Raw genomic sequence first — 20,320 nt, forward strand, 5'->3', positions numbered from 1 at the left:
CATCCGGGTTACGAAAGGCAGCATGATGCCGTTACATCGGCAGCATTGTTTTTTTCGGTGGCGGTTGTAACAGCTTCGTGCTTTGCGGCGTAAACTGGGCAGATGATGGACGACGTTGCGGTTGAGAACCTGATGCGTGCGGCCTTGTCGGGGGACGCGGATGCCTATCGACGCTGCCTGACAGAGTTGGCACCGACTCTTCGGCGCATGGCCTTTGCGGCCCTGCCTGATGACGCACGTCATATGGCCGAGGATGTCGTGCAGGAAACGCTGCTTGTCATACATATGAAACGAGGAAGCTGGGATCAGAGCCGTCCGCTGATGGCGTGGGTGAGGGTGATCTTGCGGCATAAGGCGATAGACATGCTTCGGCGCAGGAAAGGCGGGGTGCATATCCCGGTTGAGGAAATGTCGGAAACCCTGCCTGTCCCCGGTGGGGCTGATCCGTTGGCGGGATATCTGCTGGAACAGTTGCTGGGCCGGCTGAGCCCGCGCGACGCAGCGCTGATCCGTGCCCATGCCCTGCAGGGCAAGGACGATGCCGAAATCCGTGCGGCGTTCAGCCTGAGTCCCGGCGCGATGCGGGTCGCCCTGCATCGTGCACTCGGGCGGTTGCGTGCAGTCGCGCAGAAAGAGAGTGAAGGATGAAGACCGAAGAACTGATCGCCGCGCTTGCCGCCGATCCGAATATCAACCGCCCTTTGACGGGCATGCGCATGGCTCTCGGCGGCTTGCTGTCGGTCGTGCTGTTGCTGGGTTTCTGGCATCTGCGTGCCGATTTTCCTCAGGTTCTTTCCAAGCCTCTGGTGTTGGCGAAATTTGTCCTGCCGCTCAGTGTCGTACTGGTTGCATGGAGGCTGAAATCGCGGCCCTACGGGTTACTGCTCTTATGGCCGCTATGGCTGCCTGTACTCGCTGCGGCGGGGCTTTTTCTTCTTACCATGCCGGATGAGGGGCTTGCCGCCGCCATCCTCGGTTCATCATGGAGAACATGTCTTGCCTCGATCCCGTTTCTGGCGCTGCCGATAGGGGTCGGTGCGTTCGTCGCACTCCGCCGGATCGTCGTCACCGCTCCAGAGCGGGACGGGCTGATCGCCGGATTGACCGCCGGGGCGTTCGCGGCGGCCATCTATGCGCTGCATTGCAACGAGGATGCACCCGCTTTCTATACGGTCTGGTACTCTGCCGGAATTCTGATCTGTGGAATTGTCGGCAGGTATACGGGGCGTCATGTTCTGGGCGTATAGTTTTCTGGAGTAAGGCTGGAACAGTCCGAACAAGATTTATTCCTCGGCGGCAGAACCTCTACATCGTCGATCAGGCGAACGCCTTTCAGTTGGCCGTGGAATGCAGAACTTCGGATAATCCCGGAGCTTTTTGAGAGCCTTGGTAAGGTTCCTCGCTTCGAAGACGACACGATCCGTCGGGTTTTGCGTCCGCTGCTGACACCCGGATAACCCCCACGTGATCGGGTTCAGCTTGTGCCGCCGGATAAAACTCACATATATCGCCCGGATCATCAGGACGATTTCGGCCCTGACCGGCCCCGGATACAGGCAAGTTTCAGGAAATCGGGCGGTTTGCGCTTGCCAGACGGGATTGTTCCCTGTATGGGACGGCCTTCATCACGAAACTCCACCGGAATCAGGGTGGCCCGGGTAAGCCGGGGCTCTCCGGTGATGTTGAAAGGAAGAGGCGCAATGAAAGCGCAGGAACTGAAAGACAAGACGCCCGAGCAGCTGAATGAGCAGCTCGTGTCGCTGAAAAAGGAAGCGTTCAACCTTCGCTTCCAGCAGGCTACCGGCCAGCTTGAATCCACCGCCCGTATGCGTGCCGTGCGCCGCGACGTTGCGCGTGTGAAAACCGTTCTGAACCAGAAAGCGGCAGATGCCGCGTCGTCGAAGTAAGGGGAACCGATATGCCCAAACGCATCCTGCAAGGCACCGTGACCTCGGACAAGAACGACCAGACCGTGACGGTTCAGGTGACGCGCCGCTTCAAGCATCCGCTGCTGCACAAGACTGTGCGCTCGTCGAAGAAATACCGCGCCCATGACGCGGAAAACCAGTTCAAGGTCGGGGATACCGTTCGGATCATCGAATGCGCTCCGATCTCGAAAACCAAACGCTGGACGGTGCTGACGGAAGACGCGCAAGCGTCTGCCTGAGTCCGGCATAAATTCGAAACCCTGGGGCGACCCGCATCGTCGTCCCCAAAGGTCGGGAGATAACCATGATCCAGATGCAGACCAATCTGGATGTTGCTGACAATTCCGGTGCCCGGAAAGTTCAGTGCATCAAGGTTCTGGGTGGTTCGCATCGTCGCTATGCGTCGGTGGGCGACATTATTGTCGTGTCCGTCAAGGAAGCCATCCCGCGCGGTCGCGTGAAGAAAGGTGACGTCCGCAAGGCCGTCGTCGTACGCACCGCCAAGGAAGTGAAACGCGAAGACGGCACCTCGATCCGCTTCGACCAGAACGCCGCCGTCATCCTGAACAACCAGGGCGAGCCGGTCGGCACCCGTATCTTCGGGCCGGTTGTGCGTGAGCTGCGTGCGAAGAACTTCATGAAGATCATCTCGCTTGCTCCGGAGGTGCTGTAATGGCTGCCAAGCTGAAAAAAGGCGACAAGGTCGTCGTCCTTGCCGGCAAGGACAAGGGCAGGCAGGGTGAGATCACGCAGGTTCTGCCGAAAGAGGGCAAGGCTGTCGTGGACGGCGTGAACATCGCGCTGCGTCACACCCGTCAGTCGCAGAATTCGCAGGGCGGGCGCGTTCCGAAGAACATGCCGATCGACCTGTCGAACCTCGCGCTGTTGGACAAAAACGGCAAAGCGACCCGCGTCGGCTTCCGCGAGGAAGACGGCAAGAAGGTCCGTTTCGCCAAGACCACGGGAGACGTGATCTGATGCTGGACGAATCCAAGTACACGCCGCGTCTGCGCCAGCAGTTCCGCGACAAGATCCGTGCCGCTCTGAAAGAAGAGTTCGGCTATAAGAACGACATGCAGATCCCCAAGCTCGACAAGATCGTGCTGAATATGGGCATCGGTGAGGCCGTCAAGGACACCAAGAAGGTCAAGCAGGGCGCGGAAGAGCTTTCGCTGATCGCGGGTCAGAAGGCCGTCATCACCAAGGCGAAGAAATCCATCGCCGGTTTCCGCGTTCGCGAGGAAATGCCGCTGGGTGCCAAGGTGACCCTGCGCGGCGACCGTATGTATGAATTCCTCGATCGCCTGATCAATATCGCGCTGCCGCGCGTCCGCGACTTCCGCGGCGTGAAGGGCACGGCGTTTGACGGTCGCGGCAATTATGCGATGGGCCTGAAAGAACATATCGTGTTCCCGGAAATCAACTTCGACAAGGTCGACGAAGTTCTGGGGATGGACATCATCATCTGCACCACCGCGAAGACCGACGCGGAAGCGAAGGCGCTGTTGAAGCATTTCAACATGCCGTTCACCAGCTGAGCGCGGAGGGAAAGAAGATATGGCTAAGAAATCCATGATTGAGCGCGAGAAGAAGCGCGAGCGTCTGGTCAAGAAATACGCCGCCAAGCGGGCCGAACTGAACGAGATCATTCACGATCAGGAACGCCCGATGGAAGAGCGGTTCAAGGCAACGCTGAAGCTGGCTGAACTGCCGCGCAACTCGTCGCCCACGCGCCTGCACAACCGGTGCCAGCTTACCGGCCGTCCGCATGCGTATTACCGCAAACTGAAACTCAGCCGGATCATGCTGCGTGAGCTTGGGGCTCAGGGCGCGATTCCGGGCCTGGTCAAATCCAGCTGGTAAGGGGGCGAATATGAATATGAACGATCCTCTCGGCGATATGCTGACCCGTATCCGCAACTCGCAGATGCGCGGCAAATCGACCGTCCGCACCCCGGCCTCCAAGCTTCGCGCATGGGTTCTGGATGTGCTGCAGGCCGAAGGCTATATCCGCGGCTATGAAGAAGTCACCACCGAGACCGGCCATAAAGAGCTGGAAATCTCGCTGAAATACTTCGACGGCCAGCCGGTTATCCGCGAGCTGTCCCGCGTCTCCAAGCCGGGCCGCCGCGTCTATGCCGGTGCCAAGGAAATCCCGCAGGTCCGTCAGGGTCTGGGCGTTTCCATCGTCTCGACGCCGAAAGGCGTGATGTCGGATGCAAATGCACGTAACGCCAATGTCGGCGGTGAAGTGCTCTGCACCGTATTCTAAGGAGGGCAGTATGTCTCGTATTGGTAAAAGACCGGTCGAACTGCCCAAGGGCGTCACGGCCGAAATCAAGGGTCAGACGATTGAGGTCAAGGGGCCGAAAGGTACGCGCAGCTTCACGGCGAATGACGATGTCGAACTGAAACTGGAAGAGGGCGCGGTAACCGTGACCCCGCGCGGGCTGTCCAAGCGTGCGCGTCAGCAATGGGGCATGACCCGCTCGATGGTGGCCAATCTGGCGACCGGCGTATCGGACGGCTTCAAGAAAGAGCTGGAAATCCAGGGCGTCGGCTATCGTGCGCAGATGCAGGGCAAGACCCTGAAACTGTCGCTCGGTTATTCGCATGAGGTGAATTTCGAAACGCCCGACGGCGTGACGATCACCGCGCCGAAGCAGACTGAAATCGTTGTGGAAGGCATCGACCAGCAGCTTGTTGGTCAGGTTGCCGCCAATATTCGCGAATGGCGTGCGCCAGAGCCCTATAAGGGCAAGGGCATCCGCTATAAGGGCGAATATGTCTTCCGCAAGGAAGGTAAGAAGAAGTAAGGGGCGCAAAAATGGCACTGAAAAAGAGAGATCTGTTCCTCAAGCGCCGCCTGCGCAACCGGAACAAGCTGCGCGCGGAAGGCACTGGCCGCCCGCGCCTGTCGGTTCACCGTTCGTCCAAGAACATCTCGGTCCAGCTGATCGACGATGCGCAAGGCCGGACGCTGGCCGCAGCCTCCACGCTGGAAAAGGATCTGGGCGTGGTCGGCAAGAACAATGTCGAAGCTGCCGCGAAGGTGGGTTCGGCGATTGCAGAACGGGCGAAGAAAGCCGGTGTCGAAGAAGTCGTCTTCGACCGTGGCGGCTTCCTTTTCCACGGCAAGATCAAGGCGCTTGCCGATGCAGCCCGCGAAGGCGGTCTGAAGTTCTGATTCCTGTGGGCGGCGCGACCTTGTCGGTGCGCCGTCCCGATGATCCGGGGGCAGGGGGCTATTGCCTGCCTGCCCACCTGGATTGAGTTGAACGGCGCCGAAGAAACGCGCCACCAAAGAAGGAATGCCGAATGGCAGAACGTGAGAACCGCCGGGGCGGCCGCCGCGAACAGCGCGAGGAAACTCCGGAATTCGCCGACCGTCTGGTCGCGATCAACCGTGTGTCGAAAACCGTCAAGGGTGGTAAGCGCTTCGGCTTTGCCGCTCTGGTCGTTGTCGGCGATCAGCGGGGCCGTGTCGGCTTCGGCAAGGGCAAGGCCAAAGAGGTGCCCGAGGCGATCCGCAAGGCCACCGAACAGGCCAAGCGCAACCTGATCCGCGTACCGCTGCGTGACGGTCGCACCCTGCACCACGACACCACCGGCCGTCATGGCGCGGGCCGCGTCGTGATGCGCACCGCCGTTCCCGGTACCGGGATCATCGCCGGTGGTCCGATGCGTGCCGTGTTCGAGATGCTGGGCGTTCAGGACGTCGTAGCGAAATCGCTGGGTTCGCAGAACCCTTACAACATGATCCGCGCCACTCTGGACGGTCTGAAATCGGAAGCCTCGCCCCGCTCGGTCGCTCAGCGCCGCGGCAAGAAGGTCGCCGATATCCTGCCGTCGCAGGACAAGGCACCCGAGACCAGCGTTGGCACCGATGCCACCGTGACCTCGGCTGAGGCGTAAGGAGAGGGCAACATGGCAAAAACCATCGTCGTCAAGCAGATCGGCTCGCCGATCCGCCGCCCCGCCATCCAGCGTGAGACGCTGAAAGGCCTGGGCCTTAACAAGATGCACCGCACGCGCGAACTGGAAGACACGCCCGCGATCCGCGGCATGGTCGCCAAGATCCCGCATCTGGCAGTCATCATCGAAGAAAAGAACTGAGAGACAGGCCGGGGCGACCCGGCCTTTTTCTTTGTCTCTGCGACGCCTGAAGACGTCTGCCGGGTCGTGCTGCCCATATGCTTCAGGGCCTCACATATCGGGCAGGATCTCGTCCCCGGTCATGTTATGCGGCAAATCCAGCCTTGCGGTTGACCCCGGGCGCGTTTCGGGCTAGTGGGCGTGCTTCGCGGCCTGTGCCGCGACTCAACAACCAAGAAACGCCGTGTTCACCTCATCACGCTTCGCGGGGTGTTTCCGGCTTAGGAGAAGCGATATGAAACTGCATGAAATCCGCGATAATGAAGGCGCGAACCGCAAGAAAAAGCGCGTGGCGCGTGGTCCCGGTTCCGGCAAGGGTAAAACCGCTGGCCGTGGTATCAAGGGTCAGACCTCGCGTTCGGGCGTTGCGCTGAACGGTTACGAAGGCGGCCAGATGCCGCTGTATCGCCGCCTGCCGAAGCGTGGCTTCACCGCGCCGAACGCGAAGAAATACGCCGTGGTCAATCTGGGCCAGCTTCAGGCCTTTATCGACGCAGGCAAGCTGGACGCGAAATCCGCCGTGACCGAGGATGCTCTGGTCGAAGCAGGCGTTATCCGCCGCAAGCTGGACGGCGTGCGCGTTCTGGGCAAGGGCGAGCTGAAGGCCAAGCTGGACCTCACCGTTGCGGGCGCCTCGAAATCGGCCATTGAAGCGGTCGAGAAGGCTGGCGGCAAGATCACCGTAACCATCCCGGCCCGCGAAGAAGCCGCCGCCGAGTAATTGTGCTTGTGAGGGGGCGCGGGTCCCCTTACATACACAACCGAGTTTTCCTTGAGCGCCGCGGGATCTCAACCGGTCCGGCGGCGCTGTCACGACGACGACCCGCGAATTTTGGGGGCATAATATGGCGTCAGCCGCAGAACAGATGGCCGCGAACCTCTCTTGGGGGGCGCTTGGCAAGGCCACGGAACTTCGTCAGCGAATCTGGTTCACGCTTGGACTGCTGATCATCTATCGTCTCGGCACCTATATCCCGGTTCCCGGTATCGACGGCGAGGCGTTGCGCAACTTCATGGATCAGGCGCAATCCGGGATCGGCGGCATCCTGTCGATGTTCACCGGCGGCGCACTTGGCCGGATGGGCGTCTTCGCGCTTGGGATCATGCCGTATATTTCGGCCTCGATCATCGTGCAGCTTCTGGCGTCGATGGTGCCCGCGCTTGAGCAACTTAAGAAAGAGGGCGAGCAGGGGCGCAAGAAAATCAACCAGTACACGCGCTATGCAACCGTCGCGCTCGCGCTGTTCCAGGCCTATGGGCTTGCACGCAGCCTTGAAGCAGGCGGGCTGGCCCATGATCCGGGCGCTTTCTTCCAGGCCTCGGTCGTGATCACCCTTGTCGGCGGCACCATGTTCCTGATGTGGCTGGGTGAGCAGATTACCGCCCGCGGTATCGGTAACGGGATTTCGCTGATCATCTTCGTCGGGATCGTGGCGGAAATCCCCGGAGCGCTGGCGCAGTTTCTGGCTCAGGGCGCGTCGCGCGGCTCGACCTTCGTTACACTGGGCGTAATCGTGATGGTCGTCGCCGTGATCGGCTTCGTCGTCTTCATGGAGCGTGCGCTGCGCAAGATCGCCATCCAGTATCCGCGCCGTCAGGTGGGGATGAAGATCTATGACGGGCAATCCTCGCATCTGCCGATCAAGGTCAACCCGGCAGGTGTGATTCCGGCGATCTTCGCCAGTTCGCTGCTGCTGCTGCCGGTGACGATCTCGACCTTCTCGGGCAATCAGACCGGACCGATCATGTCGCGCGTGCTGGCCTATTTCGGCCCCGGACAGCCGCTTTATCTGGTCTTCTTCGCGGCGATGATCATTTTCTTCGCCTATTTCTACACGCAGAACGTGGCCTTCAAATCCGACGATGTCGCGGAAAATCTGAAGAATCAGGGCGGCTATATTCCCGGCATCCGCCCCGGCAAACGGACCGAGGAATTCCTCGATTATGTGGTCAATCGTGTCCTGGTCATCGGTTCGGTCTATCTTGCCGCAGTGTGTCTGCTGCCGGAAATCATCCGCAGCCAGCTTGCCGTTCCCTTCTATTTCGGCGGCACCTCGGTGCTGATCGTCGTGTCGGTGACGATGGATACGATCAATCAGGTGCAAAGCCACTTGCTTGCCCATCAATATGAGGGTCTGATCGAGAAGTCGCAGCTGCGCGGTAAAGGTCGGCAAGGAAGCGGCAAACCGAAAAAACGCAAGGCCCCGGCGCGCCGTTGATGCGCCGGTCCTAAAAGAGGGAAGAGGGACCAGTCATGACCGTTAATATCATTCTGCTCGGACCGCCCGGCGCGGGCAAGGGAACTCAGGCGCGCCGTCTGGTCGAGGAACGGGGGCTGGTCCAGCTTTCCACCGGGGATATGCTGCGCGAAGCGCGTTCTTCCGGGACCGAGATGGGCAAGGTCGTGGCTGAGGTCATGGATAAGGGCCAGTTGGTCACCGATGAAATCGTTGTCGGCCTGATCCGTGAAAAGCTGGAAGGCTCCGACGCGCCGGGTTTCATCTTCGACGGTTTCCCGCGTACGCTGAAACAGGCCGATGCCTTGGGTGAATTGCTGGAAGGCCTGAAGCAGAATGTGGATGTCGTGATCGAAATGCAGGTCGATGACACCGCCCTGGTTGAGCGGATCTCGGGCCGTTATACCTGCGGAAATTGCGGCGAGGTCTATCATGACAAGACCAAACCGTCCGCGGAGGAAGGCGTCTGCGACGCCTGCGGCTCGACCGATCTGCGCCGCCGCGCCGACGATAATGAGGAAAGCCTGAAGACCCGTCTTCTTGAATATTACAAGAAAACCTCGCCTCTGATCGGCTATTATTACGCCAAGGAGAAGCTGCATCCGGTCAACGGTCTCGCCTCGGTCGATGAGGTCGCAGCACAGATGAAAACGGCGCTCGATAAGCTCTGACAGCGTCATTCAGCCTGGCGGAAATATCCCGGGGGAGGCCGAAGGCCGGGGGCAGAGCCCCCTTCCGCATTCCCGCAGTTGACAAAGCGTCAATTCGTGACTACCTCACGGCATCCCGCAAGGGGAATCACCATTCCGGTGAACTCGATCAGGCCCGAAAGCCGTCTTTCGGGCCTTCGGTTGTGAAAAAAGGTTCCGGCGCTACGGAACCGCAACATGAAAAGGATAACGCGTGGCTCGTATTGCTGGCGTCAATATTCCGACGGGGAAACGTGTCCCCATCGCACTGACCTATATCCACGGCATTGGTCCGGCCTTTGCCAATCAGATCATCGAGGCTGTGGGCATCGACGCATCGCGTCGTGTCAATGAGCTTTCGGATGCCGAAGTTCTGCAGATCCGCGAATATATCGACGGCAATCTGACCGTTGAAGGCGATCTGCGCCGTGAGAACCAGATGAACATCAAGCGTCTGATGGATCTGGGGTCCTATCGCGGTCTGCGTCACCGCCGCGGCCTTCCGGTCCGCGGTCAGCGCACCCACACCAATGCCCGCACCCGCAAGGGCCCGGCGAAACCCATCGCCGGCAAGAAGAAGTAAGGAGGCAGGCATATGGCACGTGATAAGGTGCGCACCAAGCGCAAAGAGCGTAAGAACATCGCGGCTGGCGTCGCGCATGTGAACAGCTCGTTCAACAACACCAAGATCCTGATCTCGGATGTGCAGGGCAACGCGATTGCGTGGTCCTCGGCCGGTACGATGGGCTTCAAGGGGTCGCGGAAATCGACCCCTTACGCTGCCCAGATGGCCGCTGAAGACGCCGGCAAGAAGGCGCAGGAACATGGCGTCCGCACGCTGGAAGTCGAAGTTCAGGGCCCCGGCTCTGGCCGCGAATCGGCTCTGCGTGCGCTTGCGGCTGTTGGTTTCAACATCACCGCGATCCGCGATGTGACCCCGATCGCGCATAACGGCGTTCGCCCGCCGAAGCGTCGTCGCGTCTGATCAGACCTGAACTGCCTGCACGCGCTGCATTGCTGCGGCGCGTGTGGGATTTTCGCATTTCACCTCGGGCGTTCCGGACCACGATCATGGGGCCGGAACTGGAATGGAGGCAAACGCATGATCCATAAAAACTGGGCCGAGCTGATCAAGCCGACGCAGCTTGATATCAAGACCGGCGCTGACGCGACCCGCACCGCGACCGTCACTGCCGAACCGCTGGAGCGTGGCTTCGGCCTGACGCTCGGCAACGCGCTGCGCCGTGTGCTGCTGTCCTCGCTTCAGGGCGCGGCCATCACCAGCGTGCAGATCGACAATGTGCTGCATGAATTTTCGTCCGTCGCCGGTGTGCGCGAGGACGTGACCGATATCGTCCTGAACCTCAAGGGCGTGACGCTGAAAATGGATGTCGATGGCACCAAGCGCCTGACCCTGACCGCCAAAGGTCCGGGCGAGGTGAAGGCCGGCGATATTCAGGAAACCGCCGGAATCACCGTACTGAACCGCGATCATGTCATCTGCCATCTGGATGACGGCGCCGATCTGAGCATGGAACTGACCGTCGCCAGCGGCAAGGGCTATGTCGCCGCCGACAAGAACCGTCCCGAGGACGCGCCCATCGGGCTGATCCCGATCGACGCGATCTTCTCGCCGGTCAAGCGTGTCAGCTATGAAGTCACCCCGACCCGCGAAGGTCAGGTGCTGGATTATGACAAGCTGACGATGAAGGTCGAAACCGACGGTTCGCTGACCCCGGAAGATGCCGTGGCTTATGCGGCGCGTATCCTTCAGGACCAGCTTTCCGTGTTCGTCAACTTCGATGAGCCGGAAGCCGCCCGTGCGCAGGACAGCGATGACGGTCTGGAATTCGATCCGCGTCTGCTGAAGAAGGTCGATGAACTGGAACTGTCGGTCCGGTCGGCCAACTGCCTGAAGAACGACAATATCGTCTATATCGGTGATCTAATCCAGAAAACCGAAGCCGAGATGCTGCGCACCCCGAATTTCGGCCGCAAGTCGCTGAACGAGATCAAGGAAGTGCTGTCGGGCATGGGCCTGCATCTGGGCATGGATGTGGTCGACTGGCCGCCGGAGAATATCGAAGATCTGGCCAAGCGTTTCGACGACCATTTCTGATAAGGAATACCGGGGGCGTCATACGCCCTGTGTACATTCTGTGTACGCGCGATGCACAGGCGTCGCCCCCGGAAAACGCCGCAAGGCATGGGCATCCCGCCCCAAGGAGAGCGGTCCGCACGCATGGACCGCCGGACAAAGCAAAAGACGTTAAAGGAGAAACATCATGCGTCACGCTCGCGGCTATCGCCGTCTCAACCGTACCCACGAACACCGCAAGGCGCTGTTCGCCAATATGGCTGGTTCGCTGATCGAACATGAACAGATCAAGACCACCCTGCCCAAGGCGAAGGAACTGCGTCCCATCGTCGAGAAGCTGATCACCCTCGCCAAGCGCGGTGACCTGCATGCGCGTCGCCAGGCGGCAGCGCAGCTGAAGCAGGACAGCCATGTTGTAAAGTTATTCGAAGAACTTGGCGCACGCTACAAGGATCGCCAGGGCGGATATGTCCGGGTTCTGAAAGCCGGTTTCCGCTATGGCGACATGGCGCCGATGGCGATCATCGAGCTTGTCGACCGCGATCCTGCGGCAAAAGGCGCTGCTGACCGCGCCCGCGTCGAGGCGGAAGACGACCTAGAAGATTGATTTTTAGAAAACAGTGAATTCGCCCCGCTCGCGCATCCCGCAGCGGGGCGAATTCATTTATGGGAGGTCGTATCGTCAGGTTGCCGTCCTGACTGAGTTTGGAATGGCTGTACTAACTTTATTAAGCGTTATATTTATAGCTCACTTTCAATGAATGTTTGCAGCTTTCACTTGTAAATAACAAATGTACTTCACTTATCAGGGTAAACGCGCCATTCTGCCCAAGTGCTTAACAAAGACGACTTAGCAAATTCACTATGCCTACCAGAGCCGAGATTTCTGCCACTCTTCGCAAGCTGAAACCGCTTGCACCCAGAGGCTACTTCATTGGGCTGCATATTCGTTTTGCAGCGCCAATCCTGCAGTTTCAGACCTATTCGCAAGAATGGCAGGATCATTATTCGGCGAAGGCCTATGCATTGCGCGATCCGATGATCGCCTGGGGCTTTTCTGCCAACGGCTCAAGCCGTTGGTCTGCATTGCCGGTTCCCGATCCGTTTGGCATCATGGCTGAAGCAGCTCGCTTTGGGATGAAGTTCGGCATCGCGGTTTCCTGCGGGCCGATCAGTTCCCGTACCATCGGAGGAATGACCCGTAGCGACCGAGAATATACAGATTCCGAGATCGAAGACATCTCGAAACTGATCCGCCGACTCCACGACATTACGGAGCCGCCGGAGAGCCTCACGAAGGCTCAGATCGAGGCCCTTCGGTGCATTGCAGAGGGTGATCGTCATGCGGCAGCGGCTGCCAAACTTGGTATTACGGAGAGCGCATTCAAGGCGCGGCTTATCTCGGCGCGGGAACGGCTTATGGCCAGAACCACAGCCGAGGCACTCCAGCGGGCCAAGGAGTACCGTCTGCTATAGATCGACGCCTGAGGATGTGCGCCTGAGGCCACTCAACAATCCCAGGAGAAAATACAATGCAGACGACGACAATTTCCTTCGCCAATATGCACACTCACGGTGAACTTTTTGCCAATATTCTTCGTGCACGCAGACAGAGCTTTATCGTCCAGAATAATTGGGACCTCCCGCAAGCAGAGGGGATGGAGTTCGACCAGTACGATACCCCCGCATCGCGTTGGGTTGCTGTCCATGAACGCGGTGAGGTGCTTGCCGGCATCCGCCTGACCCCAACAACTGCACATTGCGGCATTTACTCCTACATGATCCGTGATGCCCAGCGTGGTATTCTGGGCGGCTCAATCCCGCAGAACCTCCTCTTTGACGAGGCTCCGGTCGATGACTACATCTGGGAATCCAGCCGTGTTTTCGTCAGCCATGCCGTGCCGATGGGGATTCGCCGCAAGGTGCATGCCCAGTTGATTGACGGGCTTAATCAAGCCGCGCGAGAGCTTGGCGCGACCCGTCATATCGGGTTGATCAACTCGAATTGGCCGCGTTGGTATCGCCGTTGCGGTATGGAGGGCGAGGCGATGGGGCCGGTCATGCAGTTCGACGATGGCGAATTCCAGGTCGTCGCGACGAATTTGGTTCAAAAGCTACACTGACCCTTTTCTTGCGGCAGGCGGGCGGCGTAATGTTCGCCCGTTATGGCCGATTTGTTTGATAACCCTCCGGAACCGCAATTCGGTTCCGGACCTGATACCAGCCTCCGTGCGGCTCCGCTGGCGGACCGGATCAGGCCGCGCTCGCTGTCCGATGTGATCGGGCAGGGGAAGGTGCTTGACCGCGAAGGCCCTCTGGGCGCGATGCTGGCGGCGGGCAGCCTGTCCTCGCTGATCCTGTGGGGGCCTCCGGGCGTCGGGAAGACCACGATCGCGCGACTTCTGGCGGATGAAACCGATCTGAAATTCGTGCAGATCAGCGCGATTTTCTCTGGTGTCCCGGAACTGCGCAAAGTGTTCGAGGCCGCGAAGCTGCGCCGTCAGCAGGGCGGCGGGACGCTGCTTTTCGTCGATGAGATCCACCGTTTCAACAAGGCTCAGCAGGATAGTTTCCTGCCGCATATGGAAGATGGCACGATCCTTCTTGTCGGCGCGACCACCGAAAACCCCAGCTTCGAACTGAATGCGGCGCTGTTGTCGCGTGCTCAGGTGATCGTGCTGGACAGGCTCAGCCTTGCCGATCTTGAGTTGTTGGCGCAGCGTGCCGAAAAGGAATTCGGTCGCGCCCTGCCGCTGACCGGTGCCGCGCGTGAGGCATTGCTGGAAATGGCGGATGGCGATGGCCGCGCGGCGCTGAACCTGATCGAGCAGGTGATGGCGTGGAAAACCGACACACCGCTTGACCCGGATGCGCTGTCTGCGCGGCTGATGCGGCGGGCGGCGAAATATGACAAGTCGGGGGATGAGCATTACAACCTGATCTCGGCCCTGCATAAATCCGTGCGCGGCAGCGATCCGGATGCGGCGCTGTACTGGTTGGCCCGCATGCTGGAAGGGGGCGAAGATCCCCGATATCTCGCCCGCCGCATCACCCGCATGGCGATTGAGGATATCGGCCTGGCCGATCCGGCGGCGCAGCGGCATTGCCTGGATGCATGGGCGCTGTATGAGCGGCTCGGCAGCCCCGAAGGCGAACTGGCGCTTGCGCAGGCGGTGATCTATCTGGCGCTCGCGCCGAAATCCAATGCCGGATATATGGCCTTCAGCGCCGCCAAAAGAGAGGCGAAGAAAACCGGCAGCCTGATGCCGCCTGCCCATATCCTCAACGCGCCGACAAAGCTGATGAAAGAGCAGGGATATGGCGCGGGTTATGCCTATGACCATGAGGCAGAGGACGCGTTCAGCGGGCAGAACTACTTCCCCGAAGGCGTGAAACGCCCGGTGTTCTACACCCCGGTTGAGCGTGGCTTCGAGCGTGAGCTGAAAAAGCGGCTGGACTGGTTCGTCACGCAACGCGCGAAACGTGGAAGTTGAAGGCGGGCTATGGATCTGCTGAGCCGTTTTCTGGGGCGATGGCGGCTCAGGCGGGATATTTCGACCGGAGCGCGGTTCGAGGGTACGGCGCTGATATCCCGATCCGGGCAGGGTGCTGCCTATGCGGAAGAGGGACAGTTGCTGCTTCCGGGGCAGGTGCAACTTCGGGCCACGCGTGATTTCATATGGCGTCAGGAGGCTGGCGTGATCGCGGTTTTTTTCCCGGATGGCCGCTTCTTTCACAGCTTCGATCCGGATGCGCCGACGCCTCGGGCACGTCATCATTGTGCGCCGGATATCTATGATGTCGCCTATGATTTCTCCGGATGGCCCGTCTGGTCGTCGGTCTGGCACGTCGAGGGGCCGCGCAAATCCTATGTTATCCGCAGTGTTTACGATGCGGATGCGTTGACAGCGCCCCGGCAAGGGGCCAAGGCTGCGCCATGAACAATTTTCTGCAAGTGGCAATCGGGGGCGCAGCAGGTGCGTCGGCGCGATATGCTGTCAATATCGCTGCCATGCGCATGGCGGGTCCGGGGTTTCCGGTGGGGACGCTGACGGTGAATATCGTCGGTTCTTTCGCGATGGGATTACTGGCCGTTCTGCTGGCCGAACGTGGCGGGCAGCATCTTGCGCCGCTGCTGCTGACCGGCATTCTGGGCGGTTTCACCACGTTTTCCGCGTTCTCGCTGGACACGCTGACATTATGGGAGCGTGGTCAGACCGGGCTGGCAGCCGGATATGTCGTGGCCTCGGTGCTGTTGTCGCTGGCGGCGATCATTGCCGGTCTGGCTTTGGGCAGGGCGGTTTTCGCATGAGTGGTGTTCAGACGATCCGCATCCCGGGCGAGGAAGGCGATCAGCGGCTGGATCGCTGGCTGAAGAAGCGCTTTCCGCAGCTTACTCAGGGTGCAGTCGAAAAAATGTGCCGGAAGGGAGAGCTTCGCGTCGATGGGGGCCGGGTGAAGGCGAATACGCGGATCGAGGCCGGGCAGGAGGTGCGCATCCCGCCTCTGCCGGACGCGCCGCCGCCCCGGGTGGAGACCGCGAAGATCCCCGAGAGCGATGCACGGATGATCGAAGCCTCGGTGATCTGGAAGGATCAGCATATTATCGCCATCAACAAGCCGCCCGGCCTGCCCTCGCAAGGCGGCTCGGGTCAGGGTAACCGCCATGTCGACGGGCTGAGCGAGGCGCTGAAATTCGGCTATAAGGAAAAGCCCAAGCTGGTTCACCGGCTGGACAAGGATACGTCGGGCATTCTGCTTCTGGCCCGGACAGACCGCATCGCGCGGTTGCTGTCCGAGGCGTTTCGTGCCCGCACCACCCGCAAGATCTACTGGGCCGCTGTTGCAGGTGTTCCCAGTCCGCGCATGGGCACGGTCCGTTTCGGACTGGTCAAGACTGGCGGGCATGGGCGCGGCGGAGAGGGCGAAAAGATGGTCGCCATCCATCCGCGCGACATTGCCTCGACCGAAGGTGCCAAGCGGGCCACCACGGATTATGCCGTGCTGGATAATCTGGCGCAGAGGGTCAGCTGGTGTGCGCTTGTGCCGGTGACGGGACGGACGCATCAACTGCGTGCGCATATGGCCGAGCTTGGTCATCCGATTGTGGGTGACGGCAAATATGGCGGCTCGGGGCAGGAAAATCTGGGCGATGGCTGGGGGGCGCAGCTTGGCGGAGAGATCAGCCGCAAGCTGCATCTGCATGCCCGCAGCATTTCCTTCGTGCATCCGGTCACGAAGCAGTCTGTCAATCTGACCGCTCCTCTGCCGGATCACATGAAACGGACCTGGAAAACGCTTGGCTGGTATGAAAACGACGTGCCCGCCGACCCGTTCGAGGACATCTGATGAAGCTTGTCGTGTTTGATGTGGACGGTACGCTGATCGACAGTCAGGCCCTGATCGTCGGGGCGATGGGAGCCGCGTTTGAATCGGTCGGAATGCCGCCGGCGGACCGCTCCCGGGTCCTGTCCATTGTCGGGCTGTCCTTGCCGCTTGCGGTCGGCAGGCTGGCCCCCGAGGCCGCGGGGGCGCAGCAAGAGGCGATTGTCTCGGCCTATCGGCAGGCCTTCATGACGCGCCGGATCGAGGAAGAGGCACCGCTTTATCCCGGCGCATCCGATTGCCTTGAGGCTCTATCCCACCGGGACGATGTTTTGCTGGGGATCGCGACGGGGAAATCGCGCCGCGGGCTGGATGCGATGCTGGATCATCGCGATCTGCGCCGTTTTTTTGTTACGCTTCAGACGGCGGATAATCACCCCTCCAAGCCGCATCCCGAAATGCTGCTTTCGGCCTGTGACGAGGCCGGGATCGATCCTGCCGATGCGCTGATGATCGGGGACACGGAATACGATATCGAAATGGCGAAAGCGGCGGGGACGGCGGCCATCGGCGTTTCGTGGGGCTATCATCCGGCTGAGACTCTGTCCGGTTACGATGTGCCTGTCGCGGATGATTTCCCGATGCTTCTGAGCATGATCGGAGACTGGGCCGCATGAGCGAGTGGAAGGCGCGACGTTTCTGGAAATCCGCAAGTGTCGGGCAAGAGGGTGAAGGCTGGCGCGTCACGCTTGACGGCAGGCCGGTGATGACGCCCGGCAAGCATCCTTTGATCCTGCCGGTCCGTGCTCTGGCCGAAGCGATTGCGGCGGAATGGGACGCGCAGGACGATGTGATCGACCCTGAAGCCATGCCGCTGACCCGCGCGGCGAATTCCGCCATCGAGAAAGTCTCGCCGCAATTCGGTGCGGTCGCCGATATGCTGGCGGCTTATGGCGGTACGGATCTGCTATCTTACCGTGCCGACGGCGCAGCCGAGCTTGCCGCCCGTCAGGCGACGGGATGGGATCCGCTGCTGGACTGGTCGGCGCGGGAACTGGATGCACCGCTTGCCGTGACCAGTGGAGTCATGCCGGTCGGACAGGACCCGGCGGCGCTTGCGCGGTTGCGTGAACGGCTGGATTCGCTTGATCCGTTCGAATTGACGGCCCTGCACGATCTTGTGACACTTCCCGGATCTCTGATCCTCGGGCTTGCGGTTTTTTATGGCCGTCTCACAGCGGAAGAAGCCTTCGCATTATCGCGGATAGATGAGGAATATCAGGCGGAAAACTGGGGTCATGACGATGAGGCCGCAGAGGCTGCCGCCAACCGCCGCATAGCCATGCTGAATGCCGAGCGGCTTCTGGGACTGCTGCGTTCCTGAGGGGTTGAGTTTACAGCAAACTTGACGCATGGCGGCTGATCGGCACAATATCGCCCATTGGGTCTGGATGACCCGCCGACAGGGAACGGCGGCAGCGCCGCCTCATTGGGAAGGGCTACTCATGAAGAGAACCGTCTGTTTCGGCGCAGCCGTTGCAACACTACTTTCGACCGGCGCGGGGTTTGCCGACGAAGGCGATACCTTGGCAGAGGTCAAAGGCCGCGATCAACTGATCTGCGGTGTGAATGCGGGGCTTGTCGGCTTTGCGTCGCCTGATGCGAACGGCAACTGGACCGGATTCGACATCGCCATCTGCAAGGCCGTTGCGGCTGCTGTCCTTGGCGATCCGACGAAGGTCAAATATGTGCCGACCACCGGGCAGACGCGGTTCACGGCTCTTGCCTCAGGTGAGGTCGATATCCTGTCGCGCAACTCGACCTGGACCTTCTCGCGCGATACCGACCTGAATCTGGATTTCGCCGGGATCAACTATTATGACGGGCAGGGCTTCATGGTCCCCCGGTCGCTTGGCGTTTCCTCGGCAAAGGAACTGGGCGGTGCGACGATCTGCATTCAGACCGGCACCACGACGGAACTGAATCTGGCCGATTATTTCCGCGCCAACAACATGGAATACCAGCCGGTCAATATCGACAGCAATGCTGAGGGTGAGCAGCAATATATGGCCGGGGCATGCGATGCCTATACGACCGATGCATCGGGTCTGGCGGCGACGCGCGCGGCTTTCGCCAATCCCGACGATCATATCATCCTGCCCGAGATCATCTCGAAGGAACCGCTTGGCCCGGTCGTCCGTCACGGCGACAATAACTGGGGCGATATCGTCCGCTGGACGCTCTATGCGCTGATCGCGGCCGAAGAATATGGCGTGACCTCGGCCAATATCGACGAGCTGGCCAGCAATTCCGAAAACCCCGAGGTTCAGCGCCTGCTGGGGACGACCGGCGATCTGGGTGCGATGATCGGGCTGGATGCCGACTGGGCGAAACGGGCGATCAAGGCGTCAGGCAATTACGGCGAGATCTTCGCCAAGACCATTGGCGAGGAAACTCCGATCGGTCTGGCTCGCGGGCTGAATGCGCAATGGACCCAGGGCGGTCTGATCTATGCGATGCCGTTCCGCTGATCCATTGTGACGAAAATTTAAAACGCGCGGGAGAAACCCGCGCGTTTTTGCCAGACGACCGGAAGAGACGGAAAAATCCGCACCGGATCACAGGGAGAAATTAATGATCGACCGCGCATCGGCAGGCCGTCAGGATCCTCCGTTTCGGTTGAGTATGCTGATCTATGACAAGCGCTATCGCTCGCTGACATTTCAGGTCATCGTTTTCATTCTGGTCATGTCGCTGGTCTGGTGGCTGATCAATAATACGATCACCAATCTGGCGAATCTGGGCAAGGATATAGATTTCGGCTTTCTGTTCAGCCGCGCCGGATACGATATTCCGCAGCAGGTGATTCCCTATAACAGCGACGACACGCATTTCCGTGCAGCGCTGATCGGGCTTCTCAATACGCTGCTGGTCTCGTTTCTGGGCTGTATCGCCGCGACGATTGTCGGTGTGACGGTCGGCGTTCTGCGCCTGTCGAATAACTGGCTGTTTGCGCGGCTGATGACGATCTATGTCGAGATCTTCCGCAATATTCCGCTTCTGCTCTGGATCCTGATCATCTTTGCGGTCTTCACCGAGATCACACCCGCGCCACGCGCTTATCGGGGCGAAGAGGGTATAGATCTGTTCCTTGGCATGGTCGCGCCGACCAACCGCTACACGGCGATTCCGGCGATTATCGCGGCCCGGTCTCCGGGTGCGCTGGAGCTGGGGCGGATTGCGATTCCCTGGCTGGCGATCATCTTTATCGGGCTTCTCGTGGCAGCGGTCATGCTGCGAAGGGCGATCAATGCCCGCGCGTCGCGGATTCAGGAACGGACCGGGCAGCGTCCGGTGACATGGCCGGTCAATCTGGCGCTGTTCGTGGTGCCTCCGATTGCGCTGTGGATCATCTTCGGGCTGTATCTTGAGATCCCGCAGCTTGCCGGGTTCAATTTCTCGGGCGGGATCAGCGTCGATAACTCCTTTGTCGCGCTGTGGCTGGCGCTGACGCTTTATACCGGCGCTTTCATCGCCGAGATCGTCCGTGCCGGTATCCTGTCCGTCAGCAAAGGCCAGTCCGAGGCGGCGTTCGCGCTTGGCCTTCGCCCGAACCGGACGATGAATTTGGTCATTCTTCCGCAGGCCCTGCGGGTGATCGTGCCGCCGCTGATCTCGCAATATCTGAACCTGACGAAGAACAGTTCTTTGGCGATTGCGGTCGGTTATATGGATCTGCGCGGCACGCTTGGCGGGACGACCGCCAACCAGACCGGGAGAGAGCTGGAAAGCATCCTGCTGATGATGCTGGTGTATCTTGCCATCAGCCTGCTGATCTCGGGGGCGATGAATATCTATAACAGCCGCGTCCGGCTGAAGGAGCGGTGA

At 60.1% G+C, this 20,320-nt stretch carries 30 protein-coding genes; all 30 read left to right on the forward strand.

Translation table 11 applies throughout. The features are described 5' to 3' along the window. Positions 1-102 precede the first annotated feature (102 nt). The 30 genes from PAE61_RS05780 to PAE61_RS05925 all read left to right on the forward strand — a co-directional run bounded on the left by PAE61_RS05780 (position 103) and on the right by PAE61_RS05925 (position 20,320). Entirely contained in the window at positions 103-648 is a 546-nt protein-coding gene (locus tag PAE61_RS05780; RefSeq protein WP_271114391.1) for a sigma factor, read from the forward strand. Continuing rightward, positions 645-1,247 (forward strand): DUF1109 domain-containing protein, encoded by a 603-nt coding sequence (locus PAE61_RS05785; protein ID WP_271114392.1) that lies wholly within the window; start codon positions 645-647, stop codon positions 1,245-1,247. Before PAE61_RS05780 ends, PAE61_RS05785 begins: the two co-directional genes overlap by 4 nt. Positions 1,248-1,700: 453 nt before the next feature. Beyond that, on the forward strand, positions 1,701-1,907 hold the full coding sequence (rpmC, locus tag PAE61_RS05790; RefSeq protein ID WP_271106579.1) for a 50S ribosomal protein L29: 207 nt from the start codon (positions 1,701-1,703) through the stop codon (positions 1,905-1,907). A gap of 11 nt (positions 1,908-1,918) precedes the next feature. Then, positions 1,919-2,167 (forward strand): 30S ribosomal protein S17, encoded by a 249-nt coding sequence (gene rpsQ, locus PAE61_RS05795; RefSeq protein WP_271114393.1) that lies wholly within the window; start codon positions 1,919-1,921, stop codon positions 2,165-2,167. 65 nt (positions 2,168-2,232) lie between these two features. Beyond that, positions 2,233-2,601 (forward strand): 50S ribosomal protein L14, encoded by a 369-nt coding sequence (gene rplN / locus PAE61_RS05800; protein ID WP_090521031.1) that lies wholly within the window; start codon positions 2,233-2,235, stop codon positions 2,599-2,601. After that, on the forward strand, positions 2,601-2,906 hold the full coding sequence (rplX, locus tag PAE61_RS05805) for a 50S ribosomal protein L24 (RefSeq protein WP_271114394.1): 306 nt from the start codon (positions 2,601-2,603) through the stop codon (positions 2,904-2,906). Before rplN ends, rplX begins: the two co-directional genes overlap by 1 nt. Then, positions 2,906-3,466, forward strand: coding sequence for a 50S ribosomal protein L5 (rplE, locus tag PAE61_RS05810; protein ID WP_271114395.1), 561 nt, complete (start codon positions 2,906-2,908; stop codon positions 3,464-3,466). The genes rplX and rplE overlap by 1 nt, the downstream gene beginning before the upstream one ends. Positions 3,467-3,485: 19 nt before the next feature. After that, positions 3,486-3,791, forward strand: coding sequence for a 30S ribosomal protein S14 (gene rpsN, locus PAE61_RS05815; protein WP_271114396.1), 306 nt, complete (start codon positions 3,486-3,488; stop codon positions 3,789-3,791). Between the two features lie 10 nt (positions 3,792-3,801). Then, positions 3,802-4,200 carry a 30S ribosomal protein S8 gene (gene rpsH, locus PAE61_RS05820; RefSeq protein ID WP_271114397.1) on the forward strand — a complete coding sequence of 133 codons (399 nt, stop codon included), beginning with the start codon at positions 3,802-3,804 and terminating at the stop codon, positions 4,198-4,200. A 10-nt stretch (positions 4,201-4,210) separates the two neighbouring features. Next, positions 4,211-4,744 carry a 50S ribosomal protein L6 gene (gene rplF, locus PAE61_RS05825; protein WP_271114398.1) on the forward strand — a complete coding sequence of 178 codons (534 nt, stop codon included), beginning with the start codon at positions 4,211-4,213 and terminating at the stop codon, positions 4,742-4,744. An 11-nt stretch (positions 4,745-4,755) separates the two neighbouring features. Continuing rightward, on the forward strand, positions 4,756-5,115 hold the full coding sequence (gene rplR, locus PAE61_RS05830; RefSeq protein WP_271114399.1) for a 50S ribosomal protein L18: 360 nt from the start codon (positions 4,756-4,758) through the stop codon (positions 5,113-5,115). Between the two features lie 131 nt (positions 5,116-5,246). Then, the gene (rpsE, locus tag PAE61_RS05835; protein ID WP_271114400.1) at positions 5,247-5,843 is read left to right on the forward strand and encodes a 30S ribosomal protein S5; all 597 of its coding nucleotides are present in this window, start codon (positions 5,247-5,249) and stop codon (positions 5,841-5,843) included. A gap of 12 nt (positions 5,844-5,855) precedes the next feature. After that, positions 5,856-6,044, forward strand: a complete 189-nt coding sequence (gene rpmD / locus PAE61_RS05840; protein WP_181745607.1) for a 50S ribosomal protein L30 — start codon at positions 5,856-5,858, stop codon at positions 6,042-6,044. Positions 6,045-6,318: 274 nt separating this feature from the next. Next, positions 6,319-6,804 carry a 50S ribosomal protein L15 gene (gene rplO, locus PAE61_RS05845; protein ID WP_271114401.1) on the forward strand — a complete coding sequence of 162 codons (486 nt, stop codon included), beginning with the start codon at positions 6,319-6,321 and terminating at the stop codon, positions 6,802-6,804. A 124-nt stretch (positions 6,805-6,928) separates the two neighbouring features. After that, on the forward strand, positions 6,929-8,302 hold the full coding sequence (secY, locus tag PAE61_RS05850; RefSeq protein WP_271114402.1) for a preprotein translocase subunit SecY: 1,374 nt from the start codon (positions 6,929-6,931) through the stop codon (positions 8,300-8,302). Between the two features lie 35 nt (positions 8,303-8,337). Continuing rightward, positions 8,338-8,991: an adenylate kinase gene (locus tag PAE61_RS05855; protein WP_271114403.1), complete on the forward strand. Its 654-nt coding sequence runs from the start codon at positions 8,338-8,340 to the stop codon at positions 8,989-8,991. A 232-nt stretch (positions 8,992-9,223) separates the two neighbouring features. Then, positions 9,224-9,592, forward strand: a complete 369-nt coding sequence (gene rpsM, locus PAE61_RS05860) for a 30S ribosomal protein S13 (RefSeq protein WP_271114404.1) — start codon at positions 9,224-9,226, stop codon at positions 9,590-9,592. A 12-nt stretch (positions 9,593-9,604) separates the two neighbouring features. Beyond that, positions 9,605-9,994 carry a 30S ribosomal protein S11 gene (rpsK, locus tag PAE61_RS05865; RefSeq protein ID WP_271114405.1) on the forward strand — a complete coding sequence of 130 codons (390 nt, stop codon included), beginning with the start codon at positions 9,605-9,607 and terminating at the stop codon, positions 9,992-9,994. A gap of 117 nt (positions 9,995-10,111) precedes the next feature. Continuing rightward, positions 10,112-11,128, forward strand: coding sequence for a DNA-directed RNA polymerase subunit alpha (locus tag PAE61_RS05870; protein ID WP_271114406.1), 1,017 nt, complete (start codon positions 10,112-10,114; stop codon positions 11,126-11,128). A gap of 166 nt (positions 11,129-11,294) precedes the next feature. Next, positions 11,295-11,714: a 50S ribosomal protein L17 gene (gene rplQ / locus PAE61_RS05875; RefSeq protein ID WP_271114407.1), complete on the forward strand. Its 420-nt coding sequence runs from the start codon at positions 11,295-11,297 to the stop codon at positions 11,712-11,714. Between the two features lie 257 nt (positions 11,715-11,971). Next, positions 11,972-12,583: an autoinducer binding domain-containing protein gene (locus tag PAE61_RS05880; protein WP_271114408.1), complete on the forward strand. Its 612-nt coding sequence runs from the start codon at positions 11,972-11,974 to the stop codon at positions 12,581-12,583. A gap of 56 nt (positions 12,584-12,639) precedes the next feature. Further along, positions 12,640-13,230: an acyl-homoserine-lactone synthase gene (locus PAE61_RS05885; protein ID WP_271114409.1), complete on the forward strand. Its 591-nt coding sequence runs from the start codon at positions 12,640-12,642 to the stop codon at positions 13,228-13,230. A gap of 42 nt (positions 13,231-13,272) precedes the next feature. Continuing rightward, positions 13,273-14,601 carry a replication-associated recombination protein A gene (locus PAE61_RS05890; RefSeq protein ID WP_271114410.1) on the forward strand — a complete coding sequence of 443 codons (1,329 nt, stop codon included), beginning with the start codon at positions 13,273-13,275 and terminating at the stop codon, positions 14,599-14,601. Positions 14,602-14,610: 9 nt separating this feature from the next. After that, entirely contained in the window at positions 14,611-15,048 is a 438-nt protein-coding gene (locus PAE61_RS05895; protein ID WP_271114411.1) for a DUF6314 family protein, read from the forward strand. Next, positions 15,045-15,419: a fluoride efflux transporter CrcB gene (crcB, locus tag PAE61_RS05900; protein WP_271114412.1), complete on the forward strand. Its 375-nt coding sequence runs from the start codon at positions 15,045-15,047 to the stop codon at positions 15,417-15,419. The genes PAE61_RS05895 and crcB overlap by 4 nt, the downstream gene beginning before the upstream one ends. Beyond that, complete coding sequence (locus PAE61_RS05905) at positions 15,416-16,456, forward strand: RluA family pseudouridine synthase (RefSeq protein ID WP_271114413.1); 1,041 nt, start codon at positions 15,416-15,418, stop codon at positions 16,454-16,456. The genes crcB and PAE61_RS05905 overlap by 4 nt, the downstream gene beginning before the upstream one ends. After that, positions 16,456-17,109, forward strand: coding sequence for an HAD-IA family hydrolase (locus PAE61_RS05910; protein ID WP_271114414.1), 654 nt, complete (start codon positions 16,456-16,458; stop codon positions 17,107-17,109). Before PAE61_RS05905 ends, PAE61_RS05910 begins: the two co-directional genes overlap by 1 nt. Further along, positions 17,106-17,816: an ATP12 family chaperone protein gene (locus tag PAE61_RS05915; RefSeq protein ID WP_271114415.1), complete on the forward strand. Its 711-nt coding sequence runs from the start codon at positions 17,106-17,108 to the stop codon at positions 17,814-17,816. Before PAE61_RS05910 ends, PAE61_RS05915 begins: the two co-directional genes overlap by 4 nt. 121 nt (positions 17,817-17,937) lie before the next feature. After that, positions 17,938-18,963 (forward strand): amino acid ABC transporter substrate-binding protein, encoded by a 1,026-nt coding sequence (locus PAE61_RS05920; RefSeq protein ID WP_271114416.1) that lies wholly within the window; start codon positions 17,938-17,940, stop codon positions 18,961-18,963. 103 nt (positions 18,964-19,066) lie between these two features. After that, positions 19,067-20,320, forward strand: coding sequence for an amino acid ABC transporter permease (locus PAE61_RS05925; protein WP_271114417.1), 1,254 nt, complete (start codon positions 19,067-19,069; stop codon positions 20,318-20,320).

Source organism: Paracoccus aerodenitrificans, from assembly GCF_027913215.1.
In the GTDB taxonomy this organism is placed as follows: domain Bacteria; phylum Pseudomonadota; class Alphaproteobacteria; order Rhodobacterales; family Rhodobacteraceae; genus Paracoccus; species Paracoccus aerodenitrificans.